The sequence below is a fragment of the Acidovorax sp. NB1 genome (assembly GCF_005405905.1).
In the GTDB taxonomy this organism is placed as follows: domain Bacteria; phylum Pseudomonadota; class Gammaproteobacteria; order Burkholderiales; family Burkholderiaceae_C; genus Acidovorax.
In genome coordinates, this window is sequence record NZ_BJHU01000021.1 from 92,850 (window position 1) to 115,812 (window position 22,963).

The 22,963-nt window shown below is 65.3% G+C and carries 22 protein-coding genes and 2 tRNA genes; 14 read left to right on the forward strand and 10 right to left on the reverse strand.

The genetic code is table 11. The features are described from left to right. Positions 1–14: 14 nt before the first annotated feature. On the reverse strand, positions 15–3,623 hold the full coding sequence (locus AvAM_RS08710; RefSeq protein ID WP_137746689.1) for an ATP-binding protein: 3,609 nt from the start codon (positions 3,621–3,623) through the stop codon (positions 15–17). Positions 3,624–3,770: 147 nt separating this feature from the next. Between AvAM_RS08710 and AvAM_RS08715 the strand changes: the two genes are divergently transcribed. From AvAM_RS08715 to AvAM_RS08755, 9 genes are all read left to right on the forward strand, one after another. Next, on the forward strand, positions 3,771–4,073 hold the full coding sequence (locus AvAM_RS08715) for an urease subunit gamma (protein WP_044397060.1): 303 nt from the start codon (positions 3,771–3,773) through the stop codon (positions 4,071–4,073). Positions 4,074–4,103: 30 nt separating this feature from the next. Then, on the forward strand, positions 4,104–4,721 hold the full coding sequence (locus AvAM_RS08720; RefSeq protein WP_137746690.1) for a HupE/UreJ family protein: 618 nt from the start codon (positions 4,104–4,106) through the stop codon (positions 4,719–4,721). 100 nt (positions 4,722–4,821) lie between these two features. Further along, entirely contained in the window at positions 4,822–5,127 is a 306-nt protein-coding gene (locus tag AvAM_RS08725; RefSeq protein ID WP_137746691.1) for an urease subunit beta, read from the forward strand. Between the two features lie 98 nt (positions 5,128–5,225). Next, on the forward strand, positions 5,226–6,944 hold the full coding sequence (gene ureC / locus AvAM_RS08730) for an urease subunit alpha (RefSeq protein WP_137746692.1): 1,719 nt from the start codon (positions 5,226–5,228) through the stop codon (positions 6,942–6,944). A gap of 7 nt (positions 6,945–6,951) precedes the next feature. Then, a complete protein-coding gene (locus tag AvAM_RS08735; RefSeq protein WP_137746693.1) occupies positions 6,952–7,440 on the forward strand; it encodes a GNAT family N-acetyltransferase in 489 nt (162 codons plus the stop codon). A 72-nt stretch (positions 7,441–7,512) separates the two neighbouring features. After that, positions 7,513–8,181, forward strand: a complete 669-nt coding sequence (gene ureE, locus AvAM_RS08740) for an urease accessory protein UreE (protein WP_137746694.1) — start codon at positions 7,513–7,515, stop codon at positions 8,179–8,181. A 10-nt stretch (positions 8,182–8,191) separates the two neighbouring features. Continuing rightward, on the forward strand, positions 8,192–8,902 hold the full coding sequence (locus tag AvAM_RS08745) for an urease accessory protein UreF (protein ID WP_137746695.1): 711 nt from the start codon (positions 8,192–8,194) through the stop codon (positions 8,900–8,902). Further along, positions 8,899–9,579 carry an urease accessory protein UreG gene (gene ureG / locus AvAM_RS08750; RefSeq protein WP_137746696.1) on the forward strand — a complete coding sequence of 227 codons (681 nt, stop codon included), beginning with the start codon at positions 8,899–8,901 and terminating at the stop codon, positions 9,577–9,579. The genes AvAM_RS08745 and ureG overlap by 4 nt, the downstream gene beginning before the upstream one ends. A gap of 19 nt (positions 9,580–9,598) precedes the next feature. Then, positions 9,599–9,686 (forward strand) — tRNA-Ser (locus tag AvAM_RS08755). A gap of 114 nt (positions 9,687–9,800) precedes the next feature. On the opposite strand, the gene AvAM_RS08760 is transcribed toward AvAM_RS08755, so the two are convergent. Both AvAM_RS08760 and AvAM_RS08765 read right to left on the reverse strand, forming a co-directional pair. Beyond that, positions 9,801–9,989, reverse strand: coding sequence for a hypothetical protein (locus AvAM_RS08760; protein ID WP_137746697.1), 189 nt, complete (start codon positions 9,987–9,989; stop codon positions 9,801–9,803). A gap of 329 nt (positions 9,990–10,318) precedes the next feature. Beyond that, positions 10,319–12,055, reverse strand: coding sequence for a diguanylate cyclase domain-containing protein (locus tag AvAM_RS08765; RefSeq protein WP_137746698.1), 1,737 nt, complete (start codon positions 12,053–12,055; stop codon positions 10,319–10,321). 282 nt (positions 12,056–12,337) lie between these two features. Here AvAM_RS08765 and AvAM_RS08770 point away from each other — a divergent pair, with 282 nt between their 5' ends. After that, complete coding sequence (locus tag AvAM_RS08770) at positions 12,338–12,676, forward strand: I78 family peptidase inhibitor (RefSeq protein WP_137746699.1); 339 nt, start codon at positions 12,338–12,340, stop codon at positions 12,674–12,676. 136 nt (positions 12,677–12,812) lie between these two features. On the opposite strand, the gene hemW is transcribed toward AvAM_RS08770, so the two are convergent. The 5 genes from hemW to AvAM_RS08795 all read right to left on the reverse strand — a co-directional run bounded on the left by hemW (position 12,813) and on the right by AvAM_RS08795 (position 17,834). Further along, the gene (gene hemW / locus AvAM_RS08775; RefSeq protein ID WP_137746700.1) at positions 12,813–14,060 is read right to left on the reverse strand and encodes a radical SAM family heme chaperone HemW; all 1,248 of its coding nucleotides are present in this window, start codon (positions 14,058–14,060) and stop codon (positions 12,813–12,815) included. Positions 14,061–14,231: 171 nt separating this feature from the next. Next, positions 14,232–14,834 (reverse strand): RdgB/HAM1 family non-canonical purine NTP pyrophosphatase, encoded by a 603-nt coding sequence (rdgB, locus tag AvAM_RS08780; protein ID WP_137746701.1) that lies wholly within the window; start codon positions 14,832–14,834, stop codon positions 14,232–14,234. 49 nt (positions 14,835–14,883) lie between these two features. Next, entirely contained in the window at positions 14,884–15,618 is a 735-nt protein-coding gene (gene rph, locus AvAM_RS08785; protein WP_137746702.1) for a ribonuclease PH, read from the reverse strand. Between the two features lie 125 nt (positions 15,619–15,743). Continuing rightward, entirely contained in the window at positions 15,744–16,646 is a 903-nt protein-coding gene (locus AvAM_RS08790; protein WP_137746703.1) for a PP2C family serine/threonine-protein phosphatase, read from the reverse strand. 171 nt (positions 16,647–16,817) lie between these two features. Beyond that, positions 16,818–17,834, reverse strand: a complete 1,017-nt coding sequence (locus tag AvAM_RS08795) for a serine/threonine-protein kinase (protein ID WP_063463038.1) — start codon at positions 17,832–17,834, stop codon at positions 16,818–16,820. Positions 17,835–17,924: 90 nt separating this feature from the next. Here AvAM_RS08795 and AvAM_RS08800 point away from each other — a divergent pair, with 90 nt between their 5' ends. The 4 genes from AvAM_RS08800 to AvAM_RS08815 all read left to right on the forward strand — a co-directional run bounded on the left by AvAM_RS08800 (position 17,925) and on the right by AvAM_RS08815 (position 22,080). Further along, complete coding sequence (locus tag AvAM_RS08800) at positions 17,925–18,827, forward strand: YicC/YloC family endoribonuclease (protein WP_283202038.1); 903 nt, start codon at positions 17,925–17,927, stop codon at positions 18,825–18,827. A 36-nt stretch (positions 18,828–18,863) separates the two neighbouring features. Next, positions 18,864–19,484: a guanylate kinase gene (gmk, locus tag AvAM_RS08805; protein ID WP_137746705.1), complete on the forward strand. Its 621-nt coding sequence runs from the start codon at positions 18,864–18,866 to the stop codon at positions 19,482–19,484. A gap of 16 nt (positions 19,485–19,500) precedes the next feature. Next, on the forward strand, positions 19,501–19,704 hold the full coding sequence (gene rpoZ, locus AvAM_RS08810; RefSeq protein WP_005794722.1) for a DNA-directed RNA polymerase subunit omega: 204 nt from the start codon (positions 19,501–19,503) through the stop codon (positions 19,702–19,704). A gap of 96 nt (positions 19,705–19,800) precedes the next feature. Then, the gene (locus AvAM_RS08815; RefSeq protein ID WP_137746706.1) at positions 19,801–22,080 is read left to right on the forward strand and encodes a bifunctional (p)ppGpp synthetase/guanosine-3',5'-bis(diphosphate) 3'-pyrophosphohydrolase; all 2,280 of its coding nucleotides are present in this window, start codon (positions 19,801–19,803) and stop codon (positions 22,078–22,080) included. A 69-nt stretch (positions 22,081–22,149) separates the two neighbouring features. Here AvAM_RS08815 and greB read toward each other — a convergent pair whose 3' ends face one another. Both greB and AvAM_RS08825 read right to left on the reverse strand, forming a co-directional pair. Further along, positions 22,150–22,710 carry a transcription elongation factor GreB gene (gene greB / locus AvAM_RS08820; RefSeq protein WP_171012176.1) on the reverse strand — a complete coding sequence of 187 codons (561 nt, stop codon included), beginning with the start codon at positions 22,708–22,710 and terminating at the stop codon, positions 22,150–22,152. A 79-nt stretch (positions 22,711–22,789) separates the two neighbouring features. After that, positions 22,790–22,866: transfer RNA gene (locus tag AvAM_RS08825), tRNA-Arg, on the reverse strand. Between the last annotated feature and the right edge of the window lie 97 nt (positions 22,867–22,963).

The window sequence follows — 22,963 nt, forward strand, 5'->3', positions numbered from 1 at the left end:
GGGGTTGGTGGTCGTCACGAGGGGGCCCGCTCCAGGATCTGGCCCATGGCGTCGAACTGGAACTCACGCGCCATCTGCCGCATGGTGTGCACAAACGCCTGGTGGGCGGGCTGGCTGCGTTCAATCTCGTCCAGGGTGTTGAGGATGCCCCGGTAGTAGCCCAGCGCCACAGCCTGGGCCAGTGCGGCCAGGGCGGCGGCGTCGGGGTAGCTGAACGGGGCTGCTGCGGTGTTTGATGGTTTCGGGGGCGGTGGTGCCTCAGTCTGCGCCAACCCATCGCCTTCATACCACCACTGCAGCCCCAGGCGGCGTTCCAGCCAGTCCAGCAGCTCAGTGTGGCGCACGGGCTTGACGATGAAGTCGTCGGGGCGGATGTCCACATCGTTGTCCAGCGCCTTGTCAAAGGCATTGGCAGACACCACGGCACAACGCAGCCCCACAAGCTCCATCTGCCGCACCCGCCGCAAGGTCTCCCAGCCGTCGATGCCCGGCATGGCCAGGTCCATGAAGATCGCATGCGGGCGGTAGCCGGTGGCCAGCAGGTCCAGCGCGTCGTGGCCGCTGGCGGCCTGGCGTAGCTCGAAACCCAGGGGTTCCAGCAGCTGCACCAGCAGCTCGCGGTCGGGCTCTTCGTTGTCCACCACCAGGATGCGGCGGCGCTCACCGATATAGCCCTTGCGGGCGCGCCGGGCCTGCGCGGCCACGGGTGCTGCGGCCTTGCCCAGCGCCTCGGCATGCACCTCGGGCAGAAACAGCTTGACCTGGAACACCGAGCCCACGCCGGGCGTGCTGCTCACCGTGAGCTCGCCGCCCATGAGCGCGGTGAGCATCTTGGCGATGGTCAGCCCCAGCCCGGCACCCGGGGTCGAAGGCGCACCGGCCGAGCCACCGCGCGCAAAGGGTTCAAAGATGCGCTCGATCTCGCCCGGCGTGAGGCCCGGCCCGGTGTCCTGCACCTCGATGCGCGCCATCTCGCGCGCATAACGCACGCGCAGGGTGACGGTGCCCTGCGCGGTGAACTTGACGGCGTTGCCCAGCAGGTTGATGAGGATCTGGCGCAGGCGCTTGTCGTCGGCGCGCACCACCTCGGGAATCACACCCTGCACGTCGAACACAAACGCCAGGCCCTTGGCAGCAGCCTGCAGCTCGAACAGCGCGGCCATCTCGTGCAGCCCGTCGGCAAAACGCATGGGCGCCACGTCGAGCGTGAGCTTGCCCGACTCGATGCGCGCGATGTCGAGCGTGCCCTCAATCAGCGACAGCAAATGCTCACCGCCCCGGCGGATCACATGCACCGCCTGCTTGCGGTGTGGCGGCACGCCCGCGTCCTCGCCCATGAGCTGCGCGTAGCCCAGGATGGAGTTGAGCGGCGTGCGGATCTCGTGGCTGATGGCGCTGATGTAGCGGCTCTTGGCCTGGTTGGCCTGGTCGGCGCGCAAGCGGGCTTCCTCGGCCTGCTGCTGGGCGGCCTCGGCCACGCTGCGCGCCGTCTGCAACGCTTCGTCGGTCTGGCGGTGCAGCTCGATCTCGCGCACCAGCAGGCCCGTCTGGCGGTTGGATTCTTCCTGCGCCACCTGGCGGCTCTTGTGCGCCAGCACCAGCCACCAGGCCACGATGCCGGAGATGACGAGCAGCGCGAGATACGCCTTGAGCAGGCCCGAGCGCAGCGCCACTTCGGGGGCCGCCATCACCTCGGTGTCGGTGGCGGCCTGGGCAATGGTGTTCAGCTCCTGGTGGTACAGCAGCCCCATCACCGACGCCAGCAGCGGCGCAATCACCAGCATCAGCAGCAGGAAGTGGCCCAGACCCGTGTCCAGGTAGCGCCAGATGGCACGCGGCAGCACCCAGCGCAGCGCGGCAGACCACTGCACCGCCATGCTCGCGTGCGGCTTGCACAGGTCGCCGCAGCGCGCATCCAGCGTGCAGCACAGCGAGCAGATGGCGCCCCGGTAGGCGGGGCACTGGGCCATGTCGGGCGCTTCGTATTCGCGCTCGCAGATCACGCAGCGTTGCACGGTGAAGCGCTGGTAACTGCCCATATCGGAAGCCCGCGCGCCGGGCACAGGTCCCGCCACAGGCACAGCCACCGGCTCGCTCTGCCGCGCGATGTAGTACTTGCCGCGCGTGGCCCAGGCGATCAACGGCGCCGTCACAAAGGCCACGGCCATCGCAATGACGGCCGAGAACGCCTGCGGCAGCGGGCCGAACAAGCCCAGGTGCGCACTGATGGACAGCACCGACGCCAGCGCCATTGATCCCACGCCCACGGGGTTGATGTCGTACAGGTGCGCGCGCTTGAACTCGATGCCCTTGGGCGACAGGCCCAGCGGCTTGTTGATGACGAGGTCCGCCACCACCGACATGATCCAGGCGATGGCAATGTTGGAATACAGCCCCAGCACCTCGCCCATGGCGCGGAACACGTTCATCTCCATAAGCATGAAGGCGATCAGCGTGTTGAACACCACCCACACCACCCGCCCCGGGTGGCTGTGCGTGAGGCGCGAAAAGAAGTTGGACCACGCGAGCGACCCCGCATAGGCGTTGGTCACGTTGATCTTCATCTGCGAGACCACCACAAACAGCGCCGTGGCCGCCACCGCCCAGCCGTAGTGCGGGAAGACGTACTCATACGCCACCAGGTACATCTGGTTCGGGTCCACCGCACGCTCGGTGGGCACCATGTGCTTGAGGGCCAGCCAGGCCAGCAGCGCGCCGCCCAGCATCTTGAGCACGCCCAGCACCACCCAGCCCGGCCCGCCCACCAGCACGCCCAGCCACCAGCGCCCGCGTGTGGTGGCAGTGCGGGCGGGCATGAAGCGCAGGTAGTCCGCCTGCTCCCCCATCTGGGTAATGAGCGCAATGCCCACGGTGAGCGCCGCACCAAACAAGGGCAATTGAAACGTAGCGCCGCGCATCGATTCACCACCGTAGTGCATCACCCCAGAAAACGCACCAGAATCGCGCATCAGCACATACACAAACGGCACCACCAGCATCACCAGCCACAGCGGCTGCGTCCACACCTGCAGGCGGCTGATGGCCGACACACCGTGTGTGACCAGCGGAATCACCACAATGGCGCAGATCAGGTAGCCCCAGGTGGGCGGGATGTCGAGCGCCAGCTCCAGCGCGTAGGCCATCACGGCGGCTTCGAGCGCAAAGAAGATGAAGGTGAAGCTGGCGTAGATCAGCGAGGTGAGCGTGGAGCCGATGTAGCCAAAGCCCGCGCCGCGCGTGAGCAGGTCCATGTCCACCCCGTAGCGCGCCGCATACACGCTGATGGGCAGGCCCGCCAGAAAGATGATGAGCCCCGTGGCGACGATGGCCCAGAAGGCGTTGATGAAGCCGTACTGCACCAGCAGCGTGGCACCCACCGCCTCCAGGATCAGGAACGAGGCGGCGCCGAACGCGGTGTTGGCCACCCGCCATTCGGACCACTTGCGAAAACGCTGCGGCGTGTAGCGCAGCGCGTAGTCCTCCATGGTCTCGGTGGCCACCCAGCTGTTGTAGTCGCGCCGGACCTTGACGACCTGCTGCGGCGCCTGCGCGTCTGCGTCCGGCCCCAGTGCGGGGGTCGAGGCCGCGTCGGGCGCTGCAAGGGAGGCGGTGGAGGGGGGCATGGGCAAACAGGATGGAAGCCCTTGCAAGTGCAGTTTCCATGCCACGGGTTGCCTTCGTATGCGGAGCATCTTCGCCCTCTGGCGTATGGCGGGCACGGGGCTTGCTGCCTATGATGGGCTCGCTTCCACCCAATCGCCCGGTACACCATGGAACTCACCCCTAGAGAAAAAGACAAGCTCCTGATCTTTACCGCCGCCCTGCTGGCCGAGCGCCGCAAGGCCCGGGGGCTGAAGCTCAACTACCCCGAGGCCGTGGCCCTGATCAGTGCCGCCGTGATGGAAGGCGCACGCGACGGCAAGACCGTGGCGCAGCTCATGAGCGAAGGCCGCACCGTGCTGACCCGCGCCGATGTGATGGAGGGCATCGCCGAGATGATTCCGGACATCCAGGTCGAGGCCACGTTCCCCGACGGCACCAAGCTCGTCACCGTGCACCAGCCCATCGTCTGACCCCTTTTCTCTCTTCTCCGTGGAGCCCCCATGCGCATCGCCCTCTCACACCGCCACACAGCCGCTCTTCTTTTCATAGCTGCCAGCGCCATCAGCACTGGCGCCAGCGCCCATACGGGCGCTGAATCCCATATCCACAACAGCTTTCTGAGCGGCTTTGCCCACCCCCTGTTCGGCCTGGACCACCTGGCCGCCATGGTGGCCGTGGGCCTGTGGAGCGCGCTGGCCGCACGCAGTGCCGGGCGCGATCTGCTGTGGGGCCCCCTGGGCTTTGCGGCCATGCTGCTGGCGGGCGCGGTGCTGGGCCTGCAGGGCACGGCGCTGCCAGCGGTGGAGTCGATGATCGCCGCGTCGCTGCTGGTCACGGGCCTTCTCGTCGTGTCGCGCCTGCGTGTGCCCGGGCTGGTGGCGGCGCTGGGGGTGGGCGTGTTTGCCGTCTTCCACGGCGTGGCCCACGGTTACGAACTGGCAGGTAGCGACAACGCCTGGTTGACCCTGGCGGGCATGCTGACCGCCACCGTGCTGCTGCACGGCGCAGGTATGGCGGCGGGCTGGGCGCTGCGCAGCCGGCAGGTGTGGCTGGCACGCGCGGCCGGTGCGAGCGTGGCGGCATTCGGCGGTGCGCTGCTGCTTCAGCAGCTGGCGTGATGGCACAAATGCACTCTGCGTTTGCCAAGCACACAAGCCCCTCTCCCCGGCCCTCTCCCGCAAGGGGAGAGGGAGTAACCCCCACCCAGGATGACCGACCATGATCCCAGGCGAACTCTTCACCGAACCCGGCGAACACCCGCTCAACACCGGCCGCCGCACGCTCACCATCGTCGTGCGCAACACCGGCGACCGCCCCATCCAGGTCGGCTCGCACTACCACTTTGCCGAGACCAACAACGCCCTGGGCTTTGACCGCACCGCCGCACGCGGCATGCGGCTGAACATTGCGTCGGGCACCGCCGTGCGCTTCGAGCCCGGCCAGGAGCGCACCGTGGAGCTGGTGGACTACGCGGGCGAGCGCCGTGTGTTCGGCTTTCAGGGCCTGACGCAGGGTGCGCTCTAGAAAAAAGACAAGCAAAAACAGCCCTCTGCGCTCAACCCATAAGCGCAAGCAGCTATCAAAAATATAGTAATTACCCGTTCTCGCGGAGCACCCACACCATGGCAACCATTGGACGACGCGCCTACGCCGAAATGTTCGGCCCCACGGTGGGCGACCGCCTGCGCCTGGCCGACACCGAACTCCTCCTGGAAGTCGAGGCCGACTACACGCTCCGCGCGGGCAGCTACGGCGAAGAAGTGAAGTTTGGCGGCGGCAAGACCATCCGCGACGGCATGGCGCAATCGCAGCGCAGCAATGCCCAGGGCGCTGTGGATACCGTGCTGACCAATGCGCTCGTCGTCGATCACACCGGCATCTTCAAGGCCGACATCGGCCTGCGCGCGGGCCGCATCGCCGCCATCGGCAAGGCGGGCAACCCCGACACGCAACCCGGCGTGGACATCATCATCGGCCCCGGCACCGAGGTCATCAGCTGCGAGGGCAACATCGTCACCGCCGGCGGCATCGACAGCCACATCCACTTCATCTGCCCACAGCAGATCGAAGAAGCCCTGGCCAGCGGCGTGACCACCATGTTGGGCGGCGGCACCGGCCCCGCCACGGGCACGCTGGCCACCACCTGCACCTCTGGCCCCTTCAACATGGAACGCATGCTGCAAGCGGCCGACGCCTTCCCCATGAACCTGGGCTTCCTCGGCAAGGGCAACGCCAGCCTGCCCGATGCGCTGCACGAGCAGATCAGCGCGGGCGCCATCGGCCTGAAGCTGCACGAAGACTGGGGCACCACGCCATCGGCCATCAGTAACTGCCTGGATGTGGCCGAGGAGACCGACACGCAGGTCGCCATCCACAGCGACACGCTCAACGAATCTGGTTTTGTGGAGAACACCATCGCCGCCGTGGCCGGGCGCGGCATCTGCGCCTTCCACACCGAAGGCGCGGGGGGCGGCCATGCGCCCGACATCCTGCGGGTGGTGGGCGAAGACAACTTTCTGCCCAGCTCCACCAACCCCACCATGCCCTACACGCACAACACGCTGGACGAGCATGTGGACATGCTCATGGTGTGCCACCACCTGGATGCCGGCATCGCCGAGGACCTGGCGTTTGCCGAAAGCCGCATCCGCAAGGAGACCATCGCTGCCGAAGACATCCTGCACGACCTGGGCGCCATCAGCATGATGTCGAGCGACAGCCAGGCCATGGGCCGCGTGGGCGAAGTCATCCTGCGCACCTGGCAGACCGCGCACAAGATGAAGGTACAGCGCGGCAGCCTGGCTGGCGACACGGCCCGCAACGACAACACGCGCATCAAGCGCTACGTGGCCAAGTACACCATCAACCCCGCCATCGCCCACGGCATCAGCCACGAGGTGGGCTCTCTCGAAGTCGGCAAATGGGCCGACATCGTGATCTGGAAGCCCGCTTTCTTCGGCGTGAAACCCGCACTCATCCTGAAAGGCGGCCTGATCGCCATGGCCGCGATGGGCGACCCCAATGCCTCCATCCCCACGCCCCAGCCCGTGCACTACCGGCCCATGTTCGGCGCGTTTGGCGGGGCGATTGCCAAGACCTCACTCACCTTTGTGTCGCAAGCGGGCCTGAATGCGGGCATCGGCGAGCGCTTCGGCCTGCACAAGCAGCTCAGCGCCGTGCGCAACATCCGTGGCGTGCGCAAGCAGCACATGGTGCACAACAGCTACACGCCCAAGATGGAGGTGGACGCGCAGACCTATACCGTGCGCGCCGACGGCCAGCTGCTCACCTGCGAACCCGCCACCATGCTGCCGATGGCGCAGCGCTACTTCCTTTTCTGAGCAGTACATGACCGCACTCCCGACCCCGCTGCAGATCCGTCTGGACGACCTGAGCGACCCACGCATCGAAGCCTTCATGCAGGAGCATCTGCAGGACATGTATGCGGTGTCGCCGGCCGAAAGCGTGCACGCGCTGGACATGGACCAGCTGCGCCAGCCCGATATCGCGTTTTGGTCTGCGTGGCTGCCCGGAGCCGATGGCGACCTGCTGGTGGGCACGGGCGCACTCAAGCGGCTGGATGCAGGCCATGCCGAACTCAAGTCCATGCGCACCAGCGCCCGCCACCGGGGGCAAGGCATCGCGCGCCAGGTGCTGGCCCATCTGCTGCAAGAGGCTCGCGCACGCGGCTTCAGCCGGGTGAGCCTGGAGACAGGGCCCCAACCCTTTTTTGAACCCGCGCGCCAGCTGTATTTTCAGCACGATTTCATCGAATGCGTGCCCTTTGCCGACTACGGCCCGGACCCGTACAGCTTCTTCATGACACGCCCCGTATGACCGGTGCCAGCGCGCCATGCGCCCCGGGCCCACAATGCGCGTTCTGTTGATTGCCCATTGGACCGAAACCCCATGCTCCAAGCCTCCAAACTCCTCCCCCAGGGCCAAGGCCTGGCCCCCGTGCTGCTCAAGCGCGCCACCACGGTCGAACTCGACTGGGACGTGCGCCAGAAAAGCCGTTTTGCCGCCACCGACTCCGCCGGGCGCGAGCTGGGCATCTTCCTGCCGCGCGGCACGCTGGTGCGCGGCGGCGATGTGCTGGTGGCCGAAGACGGCTCCATGGTCCGCGTGATCGCCGCGCCCCAGCCCGTGCTGGTCATCACCCACTGCCAAAGCCATGGCACGCCGTTTGACCTGACCCGCGCTGCCTACCACCTGGGCAACCGCCATGTGCCCATCGAACTGCAACCCGACCACCTCAAGATCGAACCCGACCATGTGCTGGCCGACATGCTGCGCGCCATGCACCTGATCGTGACCGAGCAGAACCTGGCGTTTGAGCCCGAAGGGGGCGCCTATGCGGCAGGACATGGCGGCGGGCACCACCACGGTGGGCATGGACATGGGGACGACCATCACCATGATCACCACCATTCCCACGATCATGGGCATGGTCACGATCACAGCCATGCAGCCGCCCCCGCTGCCACCGCCGCAGCCCCGGCCCGTGGGCGCACCGTGTCCATCCCCGTGGTCGCCCAGGGGCATGTGCACGGCCCCGACTGCAACCACGACCACTGACCCTCGCTCCATGCGCCTGGACCGCCCCGCGCCCCTGCCCGCCGCCAGCTTCCTGCAGCTGATGTGGCTGGCCTCCCCCGCGCTGCCCGTGGGCGGGTTCTCGTACTCCGAGGGGCTGGAAAGCGCCATTGAAAACGCGGGCTTGGCCAGCGAAACCGCCGTGGGCGACTGGCTGCTCGACCAGCTCCACATCACCCAGGCGCGCGGCGACATGGCCCTCATCGCCAAGGCCGTGGGCGCCTGGCGCCGGGGCGACCTGGGGCATGTGAAAGAACTCAACGACTGGGTGCTCCACACCCGCGAAACCAGCGAATTGCGCCTGCAAACCGAACAGATGGGCCGGTCCATGGCCGACTGGCTGCGCAACCAATACCAGGGCGGCGAGGCCCTGATGCCCGCCGTACGCCACCTGGCCGCCCTGCCCCCCACCTACCCCGTGGCCTTTGCACTGGCTGCCTCCATCACCCAGGCTCCCGTTCGGGATGTGCTGCTGGCCTACGCCTTTGGCTGGGCCGAAAACATGGTGCAGGCCGCACTCAAATCCATGCAACTGGGCCAGAGCGCAGGCCAGCGCATCCTGGCGCGCCTGGCCGACGCCATCCCTGCTGCCGCTGACCATGCCGCAAGCCTCATGGACAGCGAACGCCAGGCCTTCTCGCCCATGCTCGCCATCCTGTCTGCGCAGCATGAAACCCAATACTCCCGCCTCTTCCGATCATGACCACCTGCACCCTGCACCACATCCCGAACCGCACCAAGCCACTGCCCCCCCTGCGGGTGGGTATCGGCGGCCCCGTCGGTTCCGGCAAGACCACCTTGCTGGAGATGCTGTGCAAGGCCATGCGCGATGACTACGACCTGATCGCCATCACCAACGACATCTACACCAAGGAAGACCAGCGCCTGCTCACCGTGAGCGGCGCCCTGCCTGCCGAGCGCATCCTGGGTGTGGAAACCGGCGGCTGCCCCCACACCGCCATCCGCGAAGACTGCTCCATCAACCTCGAAGCCATCGACCGCATGCTGGGCGAGTTCCCCAACGCCGACATCGTGTTTGTGGAAAGCGGCGGCGACAACCTGGCCGCCACCTTCAGCCCCGAGCTGAGCGACCTCACCATCTACGTCATCGACGTGGCCGCAGGCGAAAAAATCCCCCGCAAGGGTGGCCCCGGCATCACCAAGAGCGACCTCTTCGTCATCAACAAGACCGACCTGGCCCCCCACGTGGGCGCCAACCTCGACGTGATGCACGCCGACACCACCCGCATGCGCACCAACGCACAGGGTCTCAAGCCGTTTGTGATGACCAATCTGAAGAACCTGAGCGGGCTCAACGAGGTGATCGGCTTCATCGAGACGCGGGGCATGCTGAAAAAATCAGCACCCACAGTCGGCTAGAATTCGCGCCTTCCCTCCCGGAGACTTGGGTGAGTGGTTTAAACCAGCAGTCTTGAAAACTGCCGACGGGCAACCGTCCGTGAGTTCGAATCTCACAGTCTCCGCCAGAACACAAAAAAAACGGGCCCATGCGGCCCGTTTTGTTTTCCTCCCACCCTCGCCTCCTGATTGAGGCGCCGCATACACGGCACCGGGCAATGCGGGGGAATCAGCCGTTCACATCAAGTGCGACCTGCGCTTTCCGCCAGGTTCGATCCCTGCGGTGCAATTGGCGTCAGGTCTTCGGGCCGGCACACGTCTTCGCTGTGGGCCAGGCGGATCCACAGGCCGGTGCGGCGGATGATGATGTAGTCCACGGTGACCCGTCGGCCTTTGTAGATGAAAGGGGTGCCGGGTTTGTACAGGATCATTCTTGTTTTGTAGCGAGCGGCCGTTGCCTCGCCGTGACACCCAGGCTGGCAACCGATGATGGACCGATGGTGCCGCCACTTCATGCGGCTTGCATGGAGCAGGGTCAAAAGACCCAGGGATAGGCTGACTTTTTTGCGAGCAAGCCCGCGATGTGCCAGGCAAAAAAAAGCCCGCAGGGTGCGGGCTGAACACTTGCTTGGAGCAAGCGGGAGGGATGTCGAAGGGGTATCGACGGACCGATCGTAAAACGCACCAGAACCCACGGGTGTAGGACAGCGCCGATTGTGGTGCGCCCGTGCGGCCACACACTCTCCGCAGCGCCCCACCATCACATGCCGTAGATGCGCGCGCAGCCACGGCCGGAGGCCTTGGCCAGGTACATGGCGGAGTCGGCCTTGCGCAGGAGTTCTTCGGCATCGGCCGCGTCGGCGGGGGCCATGACGATGCCCACCGAGGCGCCGATCTGGATGAAGTGGGATTCGATTTCGGTAGGCTGGCCGATGGCCTGCACCAGCCGCTCGGCCAGGCGGTAGGCACTGTCGGGGTCAGAGACGCCGCGCTGCAGCAGTGCAAATTCATCGCCACCCAGGCGGGCCACCACGTCGTCGCCGCGTGCCACCTGTGTCAGTTGCTGGGCCACCCAGATGAGCAGCTGGTCTCCCACCGCATGGCCAAACCGGTCGTTGATGGGCTTGAAGCCGTCGAGGTCCACATACAGCACGGCAAAACCCCGTGCGGGGCGCCGCGCATCGGCCACGGCGGCCTGCAGGGTGTGCAGGAAGGCCGTGCGGTTGAGCAGCGTGGTGAGCCCGTCGTGCTCGGCCACATGGCGGATGCGCAACTCGGCCTCCTTGCGCTGGGTGACGTCGGTGAAGGTGCGCAGCGCGCCGCCACCTTTGATGGGCACGGTATGGACTTCCAGGACACGCCCGTCGGGCCGGGGGCGGTCATACACCTGCTGCTGCTCTACACCTCCGTTGCTGTGCAGCAACAGGTCCTGGATCTCCTTCGAGGCACCGTCGAATTCGCCGCGTGCACGCAGGTAGGCCAGCACATTCACAAGGGACGGTTTGGCGGCCATCAGTTCTGCGGGCAGGTCCAGCAGCTCCAGCGCGCGGCGATTGCACAGCTCCACGATGCCAGTGGCGCTGATCTTGGCCACGCCCTGGTCCATGTGCTCCAGCGTGGCCTCCAGCAGGATGGATTTTTCGCGCAACTGCGCTTCGCTGTCCCGTGCGCTGCGTTCGGCCTGGGCCAGCAGATGCTGCTGGCGCTTGAAGTCGGTAATGTCCACATGCGCATGGAACACGGTGCCGTCTGCACCCTGCTTGGCGATCACGCGGCTCCAGCGGTTGCGCGGCAGGGGCACTTCGAAGGGCGCGCCTGCAAAACGCATGTTCTCCTGCAGGATCGAGAGGCCGTCATAAAACGGCGCCATGTCGCCCGGCCCGTCGGCGGCCCAGGCGTGACGGTAGGCTTCAGCAAACGTGAGGCCGGTGGCCGCCGCCCGGTCGGTGAGGCTGTACATCTGCATGAAGGGCTCGTTGACCCACTGAATGCGCTGATCCTCGCCACAGATCATCAGGCCGTCGGGGATGCGGTCGAACAGCTCGGTGCTTTCGAACAGGGGACCGCGCAGGTAACCAGGCTCCTGGATGTTGGGGGCATCTGCCGCACCGGGCGTGTCGCGCAGGGCCAGGGCGCGCCACACGCGCACGCGGCCCACGCCTGCAATGGGCTGCGACGCCACCTGCACGCGCAGGCCCCGGTGCTCAAAGCTGTAGGGGCGCGTCTGGGCCCGGTGGCGGTCCACGCCGGCGGCGATGTAACGCTCAATGTTGGGCAGCTCCTGCGCATCGAGCCGCCCGGTGTAGAACCGGCGAAGGTTGGCGTGGTAGGGCTCGCCCGCGTACACGTGGCCCTCGTGCTCGGGGAAGAACTTGAAGAAGGTCCGGTTCCAGGCGATGGTGCAGTCGCCTTCGTCAAAGGCACACAGGGCCACATCCAGTCCATCCAGGGTGTCGCTCAGGGCGTGGATGAGGCGGAGAGTCGGGTCGTCGGACATGGCGGGCAGGGCTGCGGCAAGAACACGGAAACCAGAGGCCCGCGCGGCGCGCAGATTCGGGCACTGCCGATTCTGCCGGGTGCGCCTTACGCCAACCCATCACCGGCCGGGGCATGCGCCGGCGGGCCCGCACTGCGTTGCGCGCCACCCACAATGTCTTGACCGGCATCAAGCCCTGACCGAAACCAAGGGGCTGCACACGGCACGCCGGTTACGCAGAGACACCCCTTTGGCGCGCGCCTTCCGGTATGGTCAGGCCCTGTTTTTGATGGAGATGGTTTCATGACAAACACCGCTTTGGCCGCTGTGGCCAGCCTGGGTATGGCCGCCCTGATGGTGGGTTGTGCCAGCCACGGGCCGGCCCCGGCGGCGGCCCCCTCGCCCACCCAGTCACAGGCGCAGGCGCCCGCACCAGACATGCTGTGCAATGCGCAACCAGCCCAGGCGGCGGTGGGGCAGAGCAGCACAGCGTCGGTGGTCGAATCGGCACGGGCCCGGTCGGGCGCGCGGATGGTGCGCATCCTGCGACCGGGCCAGATGGTCACCAAGGAGTTCGACACCCAGCGGCTGAACCTGGAGGTGGATGCCAACGGGCACATCCTGGCGGTGCGCTGCGGCTGATCGGGGCCCAGGCCGGGCATCTGAACCCGGCGCCCCGTGCAACAGCAATCAATAGCTATTATTTTTATAGCTACCAACGCTTACCCATCGCGCGCAGACGGCCTTTTTTCCTTGAAATGCAGGCGCTTCACCCGGCTCAATCGGCCAGGAACAGCTCCTGCAGGTCGCTCAGGAAGTCAAAGCCCCGCTCGGTGGGGCGCACATGGGACAGGTCACGCTCGATCAGGCCCTTGCTCTCGGCCTCCTTCAGCCCCTTGGCAATCGCGGTGAGGGGCAGGCCCGTGCGGGCCATGAAGTCCTGCAGCGCAAAACCGTCGCGCAGGCGCAGGGCATTGAGCATGTATTCAAACGGCAGATCAGCACGACGCACCTCGTCGTCCTGCGCCACGGCGCGGCCGGCCAGGGCGTTGTCCATGTAGCGGGTCGGGTCCCGAAAGCGCACCTGCCGCACCACGCGGTGCGCAAAGCTGAGCTTGCTGTGCGCACCCGCGCCGATGCCCAGGTAGTCGCCAAACTGCCAATAATTGGTGTTGTGGAAACACTGGTGGCCCGGTTGCGCGTAGGCCGAGATTTCGTAGCGCGCCATGCCCGCCTGGCCCGTCAGCTCGGTGATGCGGTCGAGCATGGCGTAGGCCTGGTCGTCCTCGGGGATGGCCGGGGGGAACTTGGCGAAGTAGGTGTTGGGCTCGATGGTGAGGTGGTAGATGGAGATGTGCGGCGGCTTGAAGGCCAGCGCCGTGCGCAGATCCTGCTCCAGCTCTTGCTGCGTCTGGCCCGGCAGCGCATACATGATGTCGAGGTTGAAGGTGTCGAAGGACGCAGCGGCCTCCTCCACCGCTGCCATCGCCTGGGCACGGTCGTGCACGCGGCCCAGCGCCTTGAGGTGCTGGTCGTTGAAGCTCTGCACACCCACCGACAGGCGGGTGACGCCCGCTGCACGGAAGGCGCGGAAGCGGTCTTTCTCGAAGGTGCCGGGGTTGGCCTCCAGCGTGATCTCGCAGTCGGACTCCAGCCGCAAACGGGCGCGGATGTCGCCGATCAGCCGGTCGATGGCCGCTGGCGAAAACAGGCTGGGCGTGCCGCCGCCGATGAAGATGCTGTGCACCGTGCGGCCCCAGACCAGGGGCAGCGCGGCCTCCAGGTCGGCCATCAGCGCGTCGATGTAGCGCTGCTCGGGCACCCCGTTGTCACCCGCCCCGTCGCCACGGGCCTCGTGCGAGTTGAAGTCGCAGTACGGGCATTTCTTGAGGCACCAGGGCAGGTGCACGTACAGCGACAACGGCGGCAGGCTGGGCAATTGCAGCAGGCCGGGGCGCATGTAGTGCTGGATGTCGCGCACGACGGCGGGCGCATCGTCAGCAGCAGGGATGATAGGAATAGCCATTGCAAGCATCAAAGGTTCATAGCGCTCGCGCCACAGTAGCCGATTGCAGCGTGAGCGGTCGCGCGCACGACCGCCGTGCAAGGGCAGCCCGAGCGGCACAGCAGCGTTTCACTTGCGTGCGCTGGCGGTGTCCCCCTTGGGGGGAAGGCGCGAAGCGACTCAGGGGGGATTTCATGCCAACCAGCGTTCACGCATCAGTGCCAGCATCTGCGCGGCAGAGCGGCCCCGGTGGCTGTGGGCGTTTTTCACCTCCACGGGCAGCTCCGCAAAGGTTTTGCCGAACTCGGGGATGAACATCACGGGGTCGAAGCCAAAGCCGTTGCTGCCCCGGGGTTCGGTGGTGATCTCGCCCACCACGCGGCCCACGGCGATCAGCGGCTCGGGGTCTTGGGGGCTGCGCACGGCGACCAGGGTGCTGACCATGGCAGCGCGGCGGTTGGCCACGCCTTGCAGTTGCTCCAGCAGGGCACGCACGTTGTTGTCGTCGCTTTTCTCGTAGCCGAACTGGGTGCAGTAGTACGCGGTGTCCACCCCCGGCAGGCCACCAAAGGCATCGACGCACATGCCGGCGTCGTCGGCCAGTGCGGGCAGGCCGGTGTGTTCCGACGCAAACCGCGCCTTGGCCAGGGCGTTTTCGACAAAGGTGCGGAAGGGCTCCTCGGCCTCGCCCACGCCCAGGTCGGCCTGGCGCACCAGCTCCACGCCCAGCGGGGCGAACATGGCCTGCAGCTCGGCCAGCTTGCCACGGTTGTTGGATGCAAGAACAATTTTCATAGTCAAAATGGCCTCTACCGCGCGACCAGCATGCCTGAGCAGCTATTAATTAGTGAGTATTCTGAAGGGCCTGCTGCTGCAGCTGCACCAGCTCAGCGATGCCTTTTTCAGCCAGGCCCAGCAGCTGGTCCATCTCTGCTCGGCTAAAGGCCACGCCCTCGGCCGTGCCCTGCACCTCCACATAGTGGCCCGCACCGGTCATCACCACGTTCATGTCGGTGTCGCAATCCACGTCTTCCACATATTCCAGGTCCAGCAGCGGCGCGCCCTGCACGATACCCACCGAGATCGCCGCCACGGGCTGCAGCAGCGGCGACTGGGTGATCTTGCCGCTGGCCAGCAGCTGGTGGACCGCGTCCTGCGCGGCCACCCAGGCACCGGTGATGGCGGCGGTGCGCGTGCCGCCGTCGGCCTGGATCACGTCGCAGTCGAGCTGGATGGTGCGCTCGCCCAGCAGCTTGAGGTCGAACACGGCGCGCAGGCTGCGGCCGATGAGGCGCTGGATCTCTTGCGTGCGGCCAGTCTGCTTGCCGCGCGCGGCCTCGCGGTCGCTGCGCGTGTGGGTGGCGCGCGGCAGCATGCCGTATTCGGCCGTGACCCAGCCTTCGCCACTGCCGCGCTTGTGCGGCGGCACGCGTTCTTCGACCGAGGCGGTGCACAGCACCTTGGTGTTGCCGAACTCGATCAGCACCGAGCCTTCGGCGTGCATGGTGTAGTGGCGGGTGATGCGCACGGGGCGCAGTTGGTCGGCGGCGCGGCCGCCGGTGCGAATGAATGTGGTCATGGTCGTTGGGTGTCCAGAAAATGCCTTCCGTGCGCCGCCCAAGGCGCGCGCCAGAAAACGAAACGGGTCAGACAGCAGGCCTCAGCCCGCCGCACGAGGCTGTGCAGCCCGGGCAAATCAGTCTGTCAGGCTTTTCGAGCAGCGGAGCGGCGGATCGCCTCGTTGATTTCGGCAATCGAGCGCTCGATGGCCGCGTCGTCCAGGTCGTCCACCAGCCCGTCGAGCGGGCCCGCCTGGATGGTGGATGCAAACACGTCTTCGCTGATGCTGTCGGTGGACACGCCCTGGGTGGACTCGAACGCGTCGGGCGTCTCCCATTCCAGAGCCACCACGGTCACGTTGTCGCTGCTGTCGCCCGCCTTGCGCAGGGCATCTTCGACCAGGTCGGGCACGGCATGCGACACCGCGTTGCGCGAGAGCTGCTTGGCGATCTCGTCGTCGCTGAGCGTTCCCCACAGACCGTCGGAGCACAGCAGGATGCGGTCGCCCTGCTCCAGGTACACGGGCCCGGTGATGTCGTAGATGGGCTTGGTGGGCGAGCCCAGGCAGGTGAACAGCACGTTGCGGTTGATGCGCTCCAGCCCGGGCGGCGGGTTGTTGCGCAGCTCCATGTACGAGTGGTCGCGCGTGCGGGTCAGCAGGTCGCCATCACGCACCATGTACAGGCGCGAGTCACCGCAGTGGATCCAGGTGGCCGTGCCGGCCTGCAGCACGGCCGCCACGAGCGTGGTGCGCGGCGTGTCGAGCATGCCCTTGTCGGTGGCGTAGCGCAGGATCTGGTGGTGCGCGGCCAGCAAGGCGCCGGACAGGAACTCCTGCACGTCCTTGAGCTGGGGCTTGGCCTCGCGCTGGAACAGTGCCGAGATGGTCTGCAGCGCGATCTGCGCCGCCACTTCGCCCTCAGGGTGCCCCCCCATGCCGTCGGCCAGCACAAACAGGCCCGATTCGCGCGTGTAGCAATAGCCCATGCGGTCTTCGTTCTTCTCGCGGCCACCGCGGCGGCTGATCTGGAATACGGAGAATTTCATTTCAGTTGCTCCACCACGCCATTTGCCACCCGCAGCGCACAAAACCGGCGCGCCCCAAGCGCGGGCAGCCGCGCAAGGGCCGCCCCGCCGCGCTGGCTACGTCCCCCTGCCCGCATTGCGAAGCAAGGCGAGAGCGGGGGGAAGCCGCGCAGCGGCTCAGGGGGGTGTGCTTCATTTGGGTTTGGCTCCGATGCCGGTGGCTTCACCCACCTTCTGCACATTTTTCTTGGTGTCGGACACCAGGGTGTCGAGCTGCAGGCGCATCTTCTCGGCCACCGAGAGCTTGGTGTAGCGGCGCTCGCCTTCGCGGCTCAGTTCCTTTTGCAGCGCAAACACCGACTGCGGGCGCGAGAGCGGGTCGAGCGCCATGCACCACTCCACCACCTCGATGAGGTTGTCGGAATACACACCACGCAGCTTGGTCAGCGCGAGGGAGAGGCGGTCCTTGTCGATGCGCTGCGGGGCCTCGTTGGGCGGAAAACCCTGCATGCAGGCGTAGATGCAGGCACCGATGGCATAGATGTCGGTCCACGGCCCCATGGACGAGTCGCGCCGGTACATCTCGGGCGCAGCAAAGCCAGGGGTGTACATGGGGCGGATGAAGTTGCCTTCTTTGCTCAGCACCTCGCGCGCGGCGCCAAAGTCGATCATCACGGCCTTGTTGTCGTCGGTGATGAAGATGTTGGCCGGCTTGATGTCCAGGTGCAGCATCTTGTGCTGGTGCACGATGCGCAAACCGCGCAGCACCTCGTCGAACAGCGAGCGAATGGTGGATTCGCGGAAGACCTTCTGGGTCTTCAAGTCGCGCGCGGTGATGATGAAATCCTGCAGGGTCGCGCCCTCCAGGTAGTTCATCACCATATAAACGGTTTCGTTCTCGCGGAAGAAGTTGAGCACGCTCACCACCGAGGCGTGCGAGATCTGCGCGAGCGCGCGGCCTTCTTCAAAGAAGCTTTTGAGGCCGAGGCGGTAGAGAGAGAGCTTTTCGGAAGGAACCTTGGGCAGCAGCTCTCCGGGCGCACGCGTGGCCAGGGACGAGGGCAGGTATTCCTTGATGGCCACTTGCTGGCCTTCAGCATCCAGGGCCAGATAGACCACCCCAAAACCACCGGAAGACAACCGGCGCACCACGCGGTAGCCGCCAATTGCGGTATCGGGCGGCAAGGGTGCCGGCTTGATTTTTGACATATTTTGCGAAGATGACTCGGGGGTAGAGCGGAACCCGGATAATCGCCGGATCGCAAGCAACCATCAAAAAGTCCAATGCCAGTTTACAGCATGACCGGATACGCCAGCGCACAGCATGGCGCATCTGCCGCCGGCGCTGAAACCGACGCCCGCGCACCCCAATCGCGCCGGCTGGGGCTGGAAATTCGCTCGGTCAACAGCCGCTTTCTGGACCTCTCGTTCCGCTTGCCCGACGAACTGCGCGCTCTGGAGCCCACGCTGCGCAGCCTGCTGACGGCCCACCTCAAACGCGGCAAGGTCGAGGTGCGTGCCGCCCTGGACACCGACGACAGCAACACACTGCAGGACCCACCCGCGCGGCTGCTGCAGCGGCTCAACTCCCTGCAAGACTCGGTGCGGGCCTGGCTGCCCAGCGCGGCCCCCCTCACGGTGGCCGACGCCCTGCGCCTGTGCGCCAACGCCCATTCCGGCACGGAAGACTGGAGCGAAGCCGTCCCCGCGTTGGCCGAAGAAGCGCTCACCGCCCTGCTGGCGGCCCGGGAGCGCGAAGGCAAGCGCCTGGCCACCATGCTGCTGGACCGCGTCAAACAACTGCGCGCCCTGGCCCAGCAAGCCGTGCCCATGGTGCCCTTGTTGGTCGAACAGCAAAGGCTGCGCTTCATGGAACGCTGGAAAGAGGCCATGGCCCTGACCGATGGCGCCACGCTGCCCGAGGCCGCCCGTGACCGCGCCCTGACCGAGGCCACAGCCTTCGCCATTCGCATCGACGTGGCCGAGGAAATCACCCGGCTGGATTCGCACCTGGACGAAATCGAGCGCCTGCTCAAAAAGGGGGGCGAAGTAGGCAAACGCCTGGATTTCCTGATCCAGGAACTGCACCGCGAGGCCAACACGCTGGGCTCCAAATCGGCAGCACTCGACCTGACACGCATCAGCGTGGACATGAAGGTGCTGATCGAGCAGATGCGCGAGCAAGTGCAGAATATCGAATAAAACTCATTTTTTGATAGCGCATAGCGCACATCAACTATGGACTATCCCGGAAATCTCATCGTAGTAGCGGCGCCCAGCGGCGCAGGCAAATCCAGCCTTGTCAAGGCGCTGCTGGAACTGGACTCGCACGTTCACCTCTCGGTCTCCCACACCACCCGCGCCCCACGCGGCCAGGAAAAGCACGGCCGCGACTACTACTTTGCGTCGCAATCCGAGTTCGACGCCATGGTGCAAAGCAATGCCTTTGTGGAATGGGCACATGTGCACGGCAACCGCTACGGCACCTCCAAGAAGGCGATCGAGGAGCGCATTACCCAGGGGTCGGATGTGATCCTGGAAATCGACTTCCAGGGCGCTCTGCAAATCAAGGAGGCCTTTGCCAACGCGGTACTGGTCTTCATCCTGCCCCCCAGCTGGGAAGAGTTGCGCTCCCGCCTGGAGCGGCGCGGGGAAGACACGGCAGAGGTGATTGAAGTCCGCCTCAAGAATGCGGCCGAAGAGATGGCCCAGGTCAGCAAATTCGACTTCGTTATAATTAACGAATTGTTTGAGCGCGCGCTTTTCGACCTGAAAGCCGTCGTTCACGCCCAGCGACTCAAGTACGTCGCCCAGCGCCGCGCACGTGCTGACACCTTCCAGTCGCTCAATATCACCTGAATCCCGGAGTAAAACGATGGCACGCATCACTGTAGAAGACTGTCTGGAAAAGATCCCCAACCGCTTCCAGCTCGTGTTGGCCGCCACGTACCGTGCCCGCATGCTGAGCCAGGGCCACGCGCCCCGCATCGAAAGCCGCAACAAGCCTGCCGTGACCGCCCTGCGCGAAATCGCCGAAGGCAAGGTGGGCCTGGAGATGCTCAAGAAGGTTCCTGGTTGAGCCATTTCCTGGGCGCAGCCCCGAAAGAGCACCGCGACAGCGGTGCTTTTTTTTTCCCGCAAATCGTCTGATGCGCTCCCGCGCTACATTAAAGGCATGAACGCGGTGCTCAACTCACCTTCTGCAACGCAGCCCCGGCCTGGCGATCCGCCCACGGCAGGCGGTCTTTCTGCAGCCGCAGCAGCGGCCAATGCGGCAGCGGCCAGCTTTGCCGCGCTGACAGACAGCCTCGACTACCTGGATGCCTCCAGCATCGAACAGGTGCGCCAGGCATACCGCTTTGCCGACGAGGCGCACCTGGGCCAGTTGCGCAACAGTGGTGAGCCCTACATCACCCATCCGATCGCCGTGGCGGCCCAATGCGCCACCTGGAAGCTCGACGCCCAAGCCCTGATGGCAGCCTTGCTGCATGACGCCATGGAAGACTGTGGCGTCACCAAGGCCGACCTGATCGACCGTTTTGGCGCCCCCGTGGCCGAACTGGTGGATGGCCTCACCAAGCTGGACAAGCTGCAGTTCAACACCCGTGAAGAGAACCAGGCGGAGTCCTTCCGCAAGATGCTGCTGGCCATGGCGCGCGACGTGCGTGTCATCCTCATCAAGCTGGCCGACCGCACGCACAACATGCGCACGCTGTCGGACATGCCGCGCAGCAAGTGGGGCCGCATCTCCTCGGAAACGCTGGAGATCTATGCGCCCATCGCTCACCGCCTGGGCCTGAACCAGACCTACCGCGAGCTGCAGGACCTGGCTTTCCGGCATCTGCATCCCTGGCGCTATGCCACGCTGTCGAAGGCCGTCAACAAGTCACGCAACCGCCGCCGCGATCTGGTGCAGAAGGTGCAGACCGAGGTGGACACCGCCTTCTCCAAGATCGGCATGAAGGTGCGCCTGGCAGGCCGAGAAAAAACCTTGTACGCCATCTACCAGAAGATGGACCTCAAGCACCTGAGCTTCGCGCAAGTGACGGACATCTACGGCTTCCGGGTGATCGTGCCCACGGTGACAGACTGCTACACGGCACTCGGGGTGTTGCACCAGATGTACAAGCCCGTGCCCGGCAAGTTCAAGGACCACATCGCCATTGCCAAGCTCAACGGTTACCAGTCGCTGCATACCACCCTCGTGGGGCCGTCGGGTGTAAACATCGAGTTCCAGATGCGCACCGACGAAATGCACGTCATTGCCGAGGCCGGCGTGGCCGCGCACTGGCTGTACAAGGCCCAGGATGGCGATGGCACCTCTGCCGAACGCCTGGGCACCAAGTGGTTGCAGTCCCTGCTCGATATCCAGAACGAAACGCGCGACGCCGCCGAATTCTGGGACCACGTGAAGGTGGACCTGTTCCCCGACGCGGTCTATGTGTTTACCCCCAAGAGCCAGATCATGGCTCTGCCACGCGGCGCCACCGTGGTGGATTTCGCCTATGCGATCCACAGCAATGTCGGTGACCGCACCACCGCAGCCAAGATCAACAACGAGCAGGTGCCACTGCGCACCGAACTCAAGAACGGCGATGTGGTCGAGATCATCACGGATCCCGTCTCCACCCCCAACCCGGCATGGCTGGGGTTTGTGCGAACCGGGCGCGCGCGCTCGAAAATTCGCCACTACCTCAAGACCCTGGCGCAGACAGAATCAGAAGGCCTGGGCGAAAAACTCCTGACCCAGGCGATCCGTGCCGAGGGACTGGAACAGCTGCCCCCGCTCAACACAGACACCCAACCGATGTGGGACAAGCTGCTGCGCTTCACAGGCAACCGCAGCCGCAGCGAACTCATGACCGACCTCGGCCTGGGGAAACGCATCGCCAGCATCGTGGCCAAGCGACTCATGGTGCTGATGTCGGAGCACGGCCACCGCCCCGACGCTCTGCTCATGACCCGCGAGCGTTACACGTCACACGAGACCCTGTCGCAGGGCGCGGTCACGCTCGACGGCAGCGAGAATGCCTCGGTGCAGTACGCGTCCTGTTGCCGCCCCGTGCCCGGTGACAGCATCGTTGGCTATCTGGGCCGTGGCGAGGGCCTAGTTGTCCACAACGTGCACTGCAGTGTCGCCAAGCGACTGCAACACAAGGACAGCGAGCGCTTTATCGCCGTGGACTGGTCGGACGAGCCTACGCGCATGTTTGAAACCGGCGTGGTGGTCACCGTCACCAACGGCAAAGGCGTACTGGCACGCGTGGCTGCAGAATTGGCGAACTCCGAGGCGGATATCACCCATGTCGATATGGACGACGAGGCAGCGCTGGACACTACGGACCTGCGCTTCATCGTTGCCGTGCGTGACCAGGCACATCTGGAGCTGGCACTGCGCAACCTGCGCCGCACCCAGGCCGTCCTTCGCGCGGCCCGGATAACACCCCAGGCCTGAAAGCGGCCCCGAGGCCCCAAACAGGACATCCCGCGAGGCCAACGCTGAACCTGTGGCCGCAGCGCACCACTAGGTGGGATGTGGCAGCGGATAACGGACCTCGACCACCTCCAGGTGGCGTACGCCCCCTGGGGTGGGCAGCTGGACTTCGTCTCCCACCCGGGCTTTGAGCAGCGCACGCGCCACGGGTGCAATCCAGCTGACCTGTGATTCGCGGGTGTCGGCTTCATCAATGCCCATGATGGTGATGGTGCGCTCAACCCCCTCATCATCCAGATAGGTCACCGTTGCTCCGAAAAAGACTTGGTCGCTTCCAGCATGCTGGCTGGGATCGACCACTTCGGCGATCTCCAATCGCTTGGTCAGGAAGCGGATGCGCCGATCAATTTCACGCAAACGCTTCTTGCCGTACAGATAGTCACCGTTCTCAGAGCGGTCGCCGTTGCTCGCAGCCCAATGCACCACATCCACAATCTTGGGGCGTTCGTTGTCGATCAAGTCGAGCAACTCATCCCGCAGACGCGCATACCCGCCAGGCGTGATGTAGTTCTTGCCCCCAGCAGGCAGTGGCGGCAACGCCAACTCATCGTCGTCAGCCCCATCGGTTTCTTTGGTAAAAGCCTTGCTCATCGCCAGATATCCCCGGTCAACGCCAAGCGCGCGGACAAATGAAAAAGCCTGCAATCTTGCGATTGCAGGCTTTAAACATTGGTGCGGCTGGCAGGAATCGAACCCACGACCCCTTGGTTCGTAGCCAAGTACTCTATCCAGCTGAGCTACAGCCGCTAAGCTTTGAATTATAGCATGATTTCTTGGCGACCCTTGAAATCTTGCTTTTTATTTGCATCCTCTTGAGAGACTTGCTGCAAACAAAAGCTAACTC

What these genes read in the sequence shown, in the direction of transcription:
- AvAM_RS08710 (WP_137746689.1), bottom strand. Translation starts at nt 3,623, where the DNA reads ATGCCCCCCTCCACCGCCTCCCTTGCAGCGCCCGACGCGGCCTCGACC.
- AvAM_RS08715 (WP_044397060.1), top strand. Translation starts at nt 3,771, where the DNA reads ATGGAACTCACCCCTAGAGAAAAAGACAAGCTCCTGATCTTTACCGCC.
- AvAM_RS08720 (WP_137746690.1), top strand. Translation starts at nt 4,104, where the DNA reads ATGCGCATCGCCCTCTCACACCGCCACACAGCCGCTCTTCTTTTCATA.
- AvAM_RS08725 (WP_137746691.1), top strand. Translation starts at nt 4,822, where the DNA reads ATGATCCCAGGCGAACTCTTCACCGAACCCGGCGAACACCCGCTCAAC.
- ureC (WP_137746692.1), top strand. Translation starts at nt 5,226, where the DNA reads ATGGCAACCATTGGACGACGCGCCTACGCCGAAATGTTCGGCCCCACG.
- AvAM_RS08735 (WP_137746693.1), top strand. Translation starts at nt 6,952, where the DNA reads ATGACCGCACTCCCGACCCCGCTGCAGATCCGTCTGGACGACCTGAGC.
- ureE (WP_137746694.1), top strand. Translation starts at nt 7,513, where the DNA reads ATGCTCCAAGCCTCCAAACTCCTCCCCCAGGGCCAAGGCCTGGCCCCC.
- AvAM_RS08745 (WP_137746695.1), top strand. Translation starts at nt 8,192, where the DNA reads ATGCGCCTGGACCGCCCCGCGCCCCTGCCCGCCGCCAGCTTCCTGCAG.
- ureG (WP_137746696.1), top strand. Translation starts at nt 8,899, where the DNA reads ATGACCACCTGCACCCTGCACCACATCCCGAACCGCACCAAGCCACTG.
- AvAM_RS08760 (WP_137746697.1), bottom strand. Translation starts at nt 9,989, where the DNA reads ATGATCCTGTACAAACCCGGCACCCCTTTCATCTACAAAGGCCGACGG.
- AvAM_RS08765 (WP_137746698.1), bottom strand. Translation starts at nt 12,055, where the DNA reads ATGTCCGACGACCCGACTCTCCGCCTCATCCACGCCCTGAGCGACACC.
- AvAM_RS08770 (WP_137746699.1), top strand. Translation starts at nt 12,338, where the DNA reads ATGACAAACACCGCTTTGGCCGCTGTGGCCAGCCTGGGTATGGCCGCC.
- hemW (WP_137746700.1), bottom strand. Translation starts at nt 14,060, where the DNA reads ATGGCTATTCCTATCATCCCTGCTGCTGACGATGCGCCCGCCGTCGTG.
- rdgB (WP_137746701.1), bottom strand. Translation starts at nt 14,834, where the DNA reads ATGAAAATTGTTCTTGCATCCAACAACCGTGGCAAGCTGGCCGAGCTG.
- rph (WP_137746702.1), bottom strand. Translation starts at nt 15,618, where the DNA reads ATGACCACATTCATTCGCACCGGCGGCCGCGCCGCCGACCAACTGCGC.
- AvAM_RS08790 (WP_137746703.1), bottom strand. Translation starts at nt 16,646, where the DNA reads ATGAAATTCTCCGTATTCCAGATCAGCCGCCGCGGTGGCCGCGAGAAG.
- AvAM_RS08795 (WP_063463038.1), bottom strand. Translation starts at nt 17,834, where the DNA reads ATGTCAAAAATCAAGCCGGCACCCTTGCCGCCCGATACCGCAATTGGC.
- AvAM_RS08800 (WP_283202038.1), top strand. Translation starts at nt 17,925, where the DNA reads ATGACCGGATACGCCAGCGCACAGCATGGCGCATCTGCCGCCGGCGCT.
- gmk (WP_137746705.1), top strand. Translation starts at nt 18,864, where the DNA reads ATGGACTATCCCGGAAATCTCATCGTAGTAGCGGCGCCCAGCGGCGCA.
- rpoZ (WP_005794722.1), top strand. Translation starts at nt 19,501, where the DNA reads ATGGCACGCATCACTGTAGAAGACTGTCTGGAAAAGATCCCCAACCGC.
- AvAM_RS08815 (WP_137746706.1), top strand. Translation starts at nt 19,801, where the DNA reads ATGAACGCGGTGCTCAACTCACCTTCTGCAACGCAGCCCCGGCCTGGC.
- greB (WP_171012176.1), bottom strand. Translation starts at nt 22,710, where the DNA reads ATGAGCAAGGCTTTTACCAAAGAAACCGATGGGGCTGACGACGATGAG.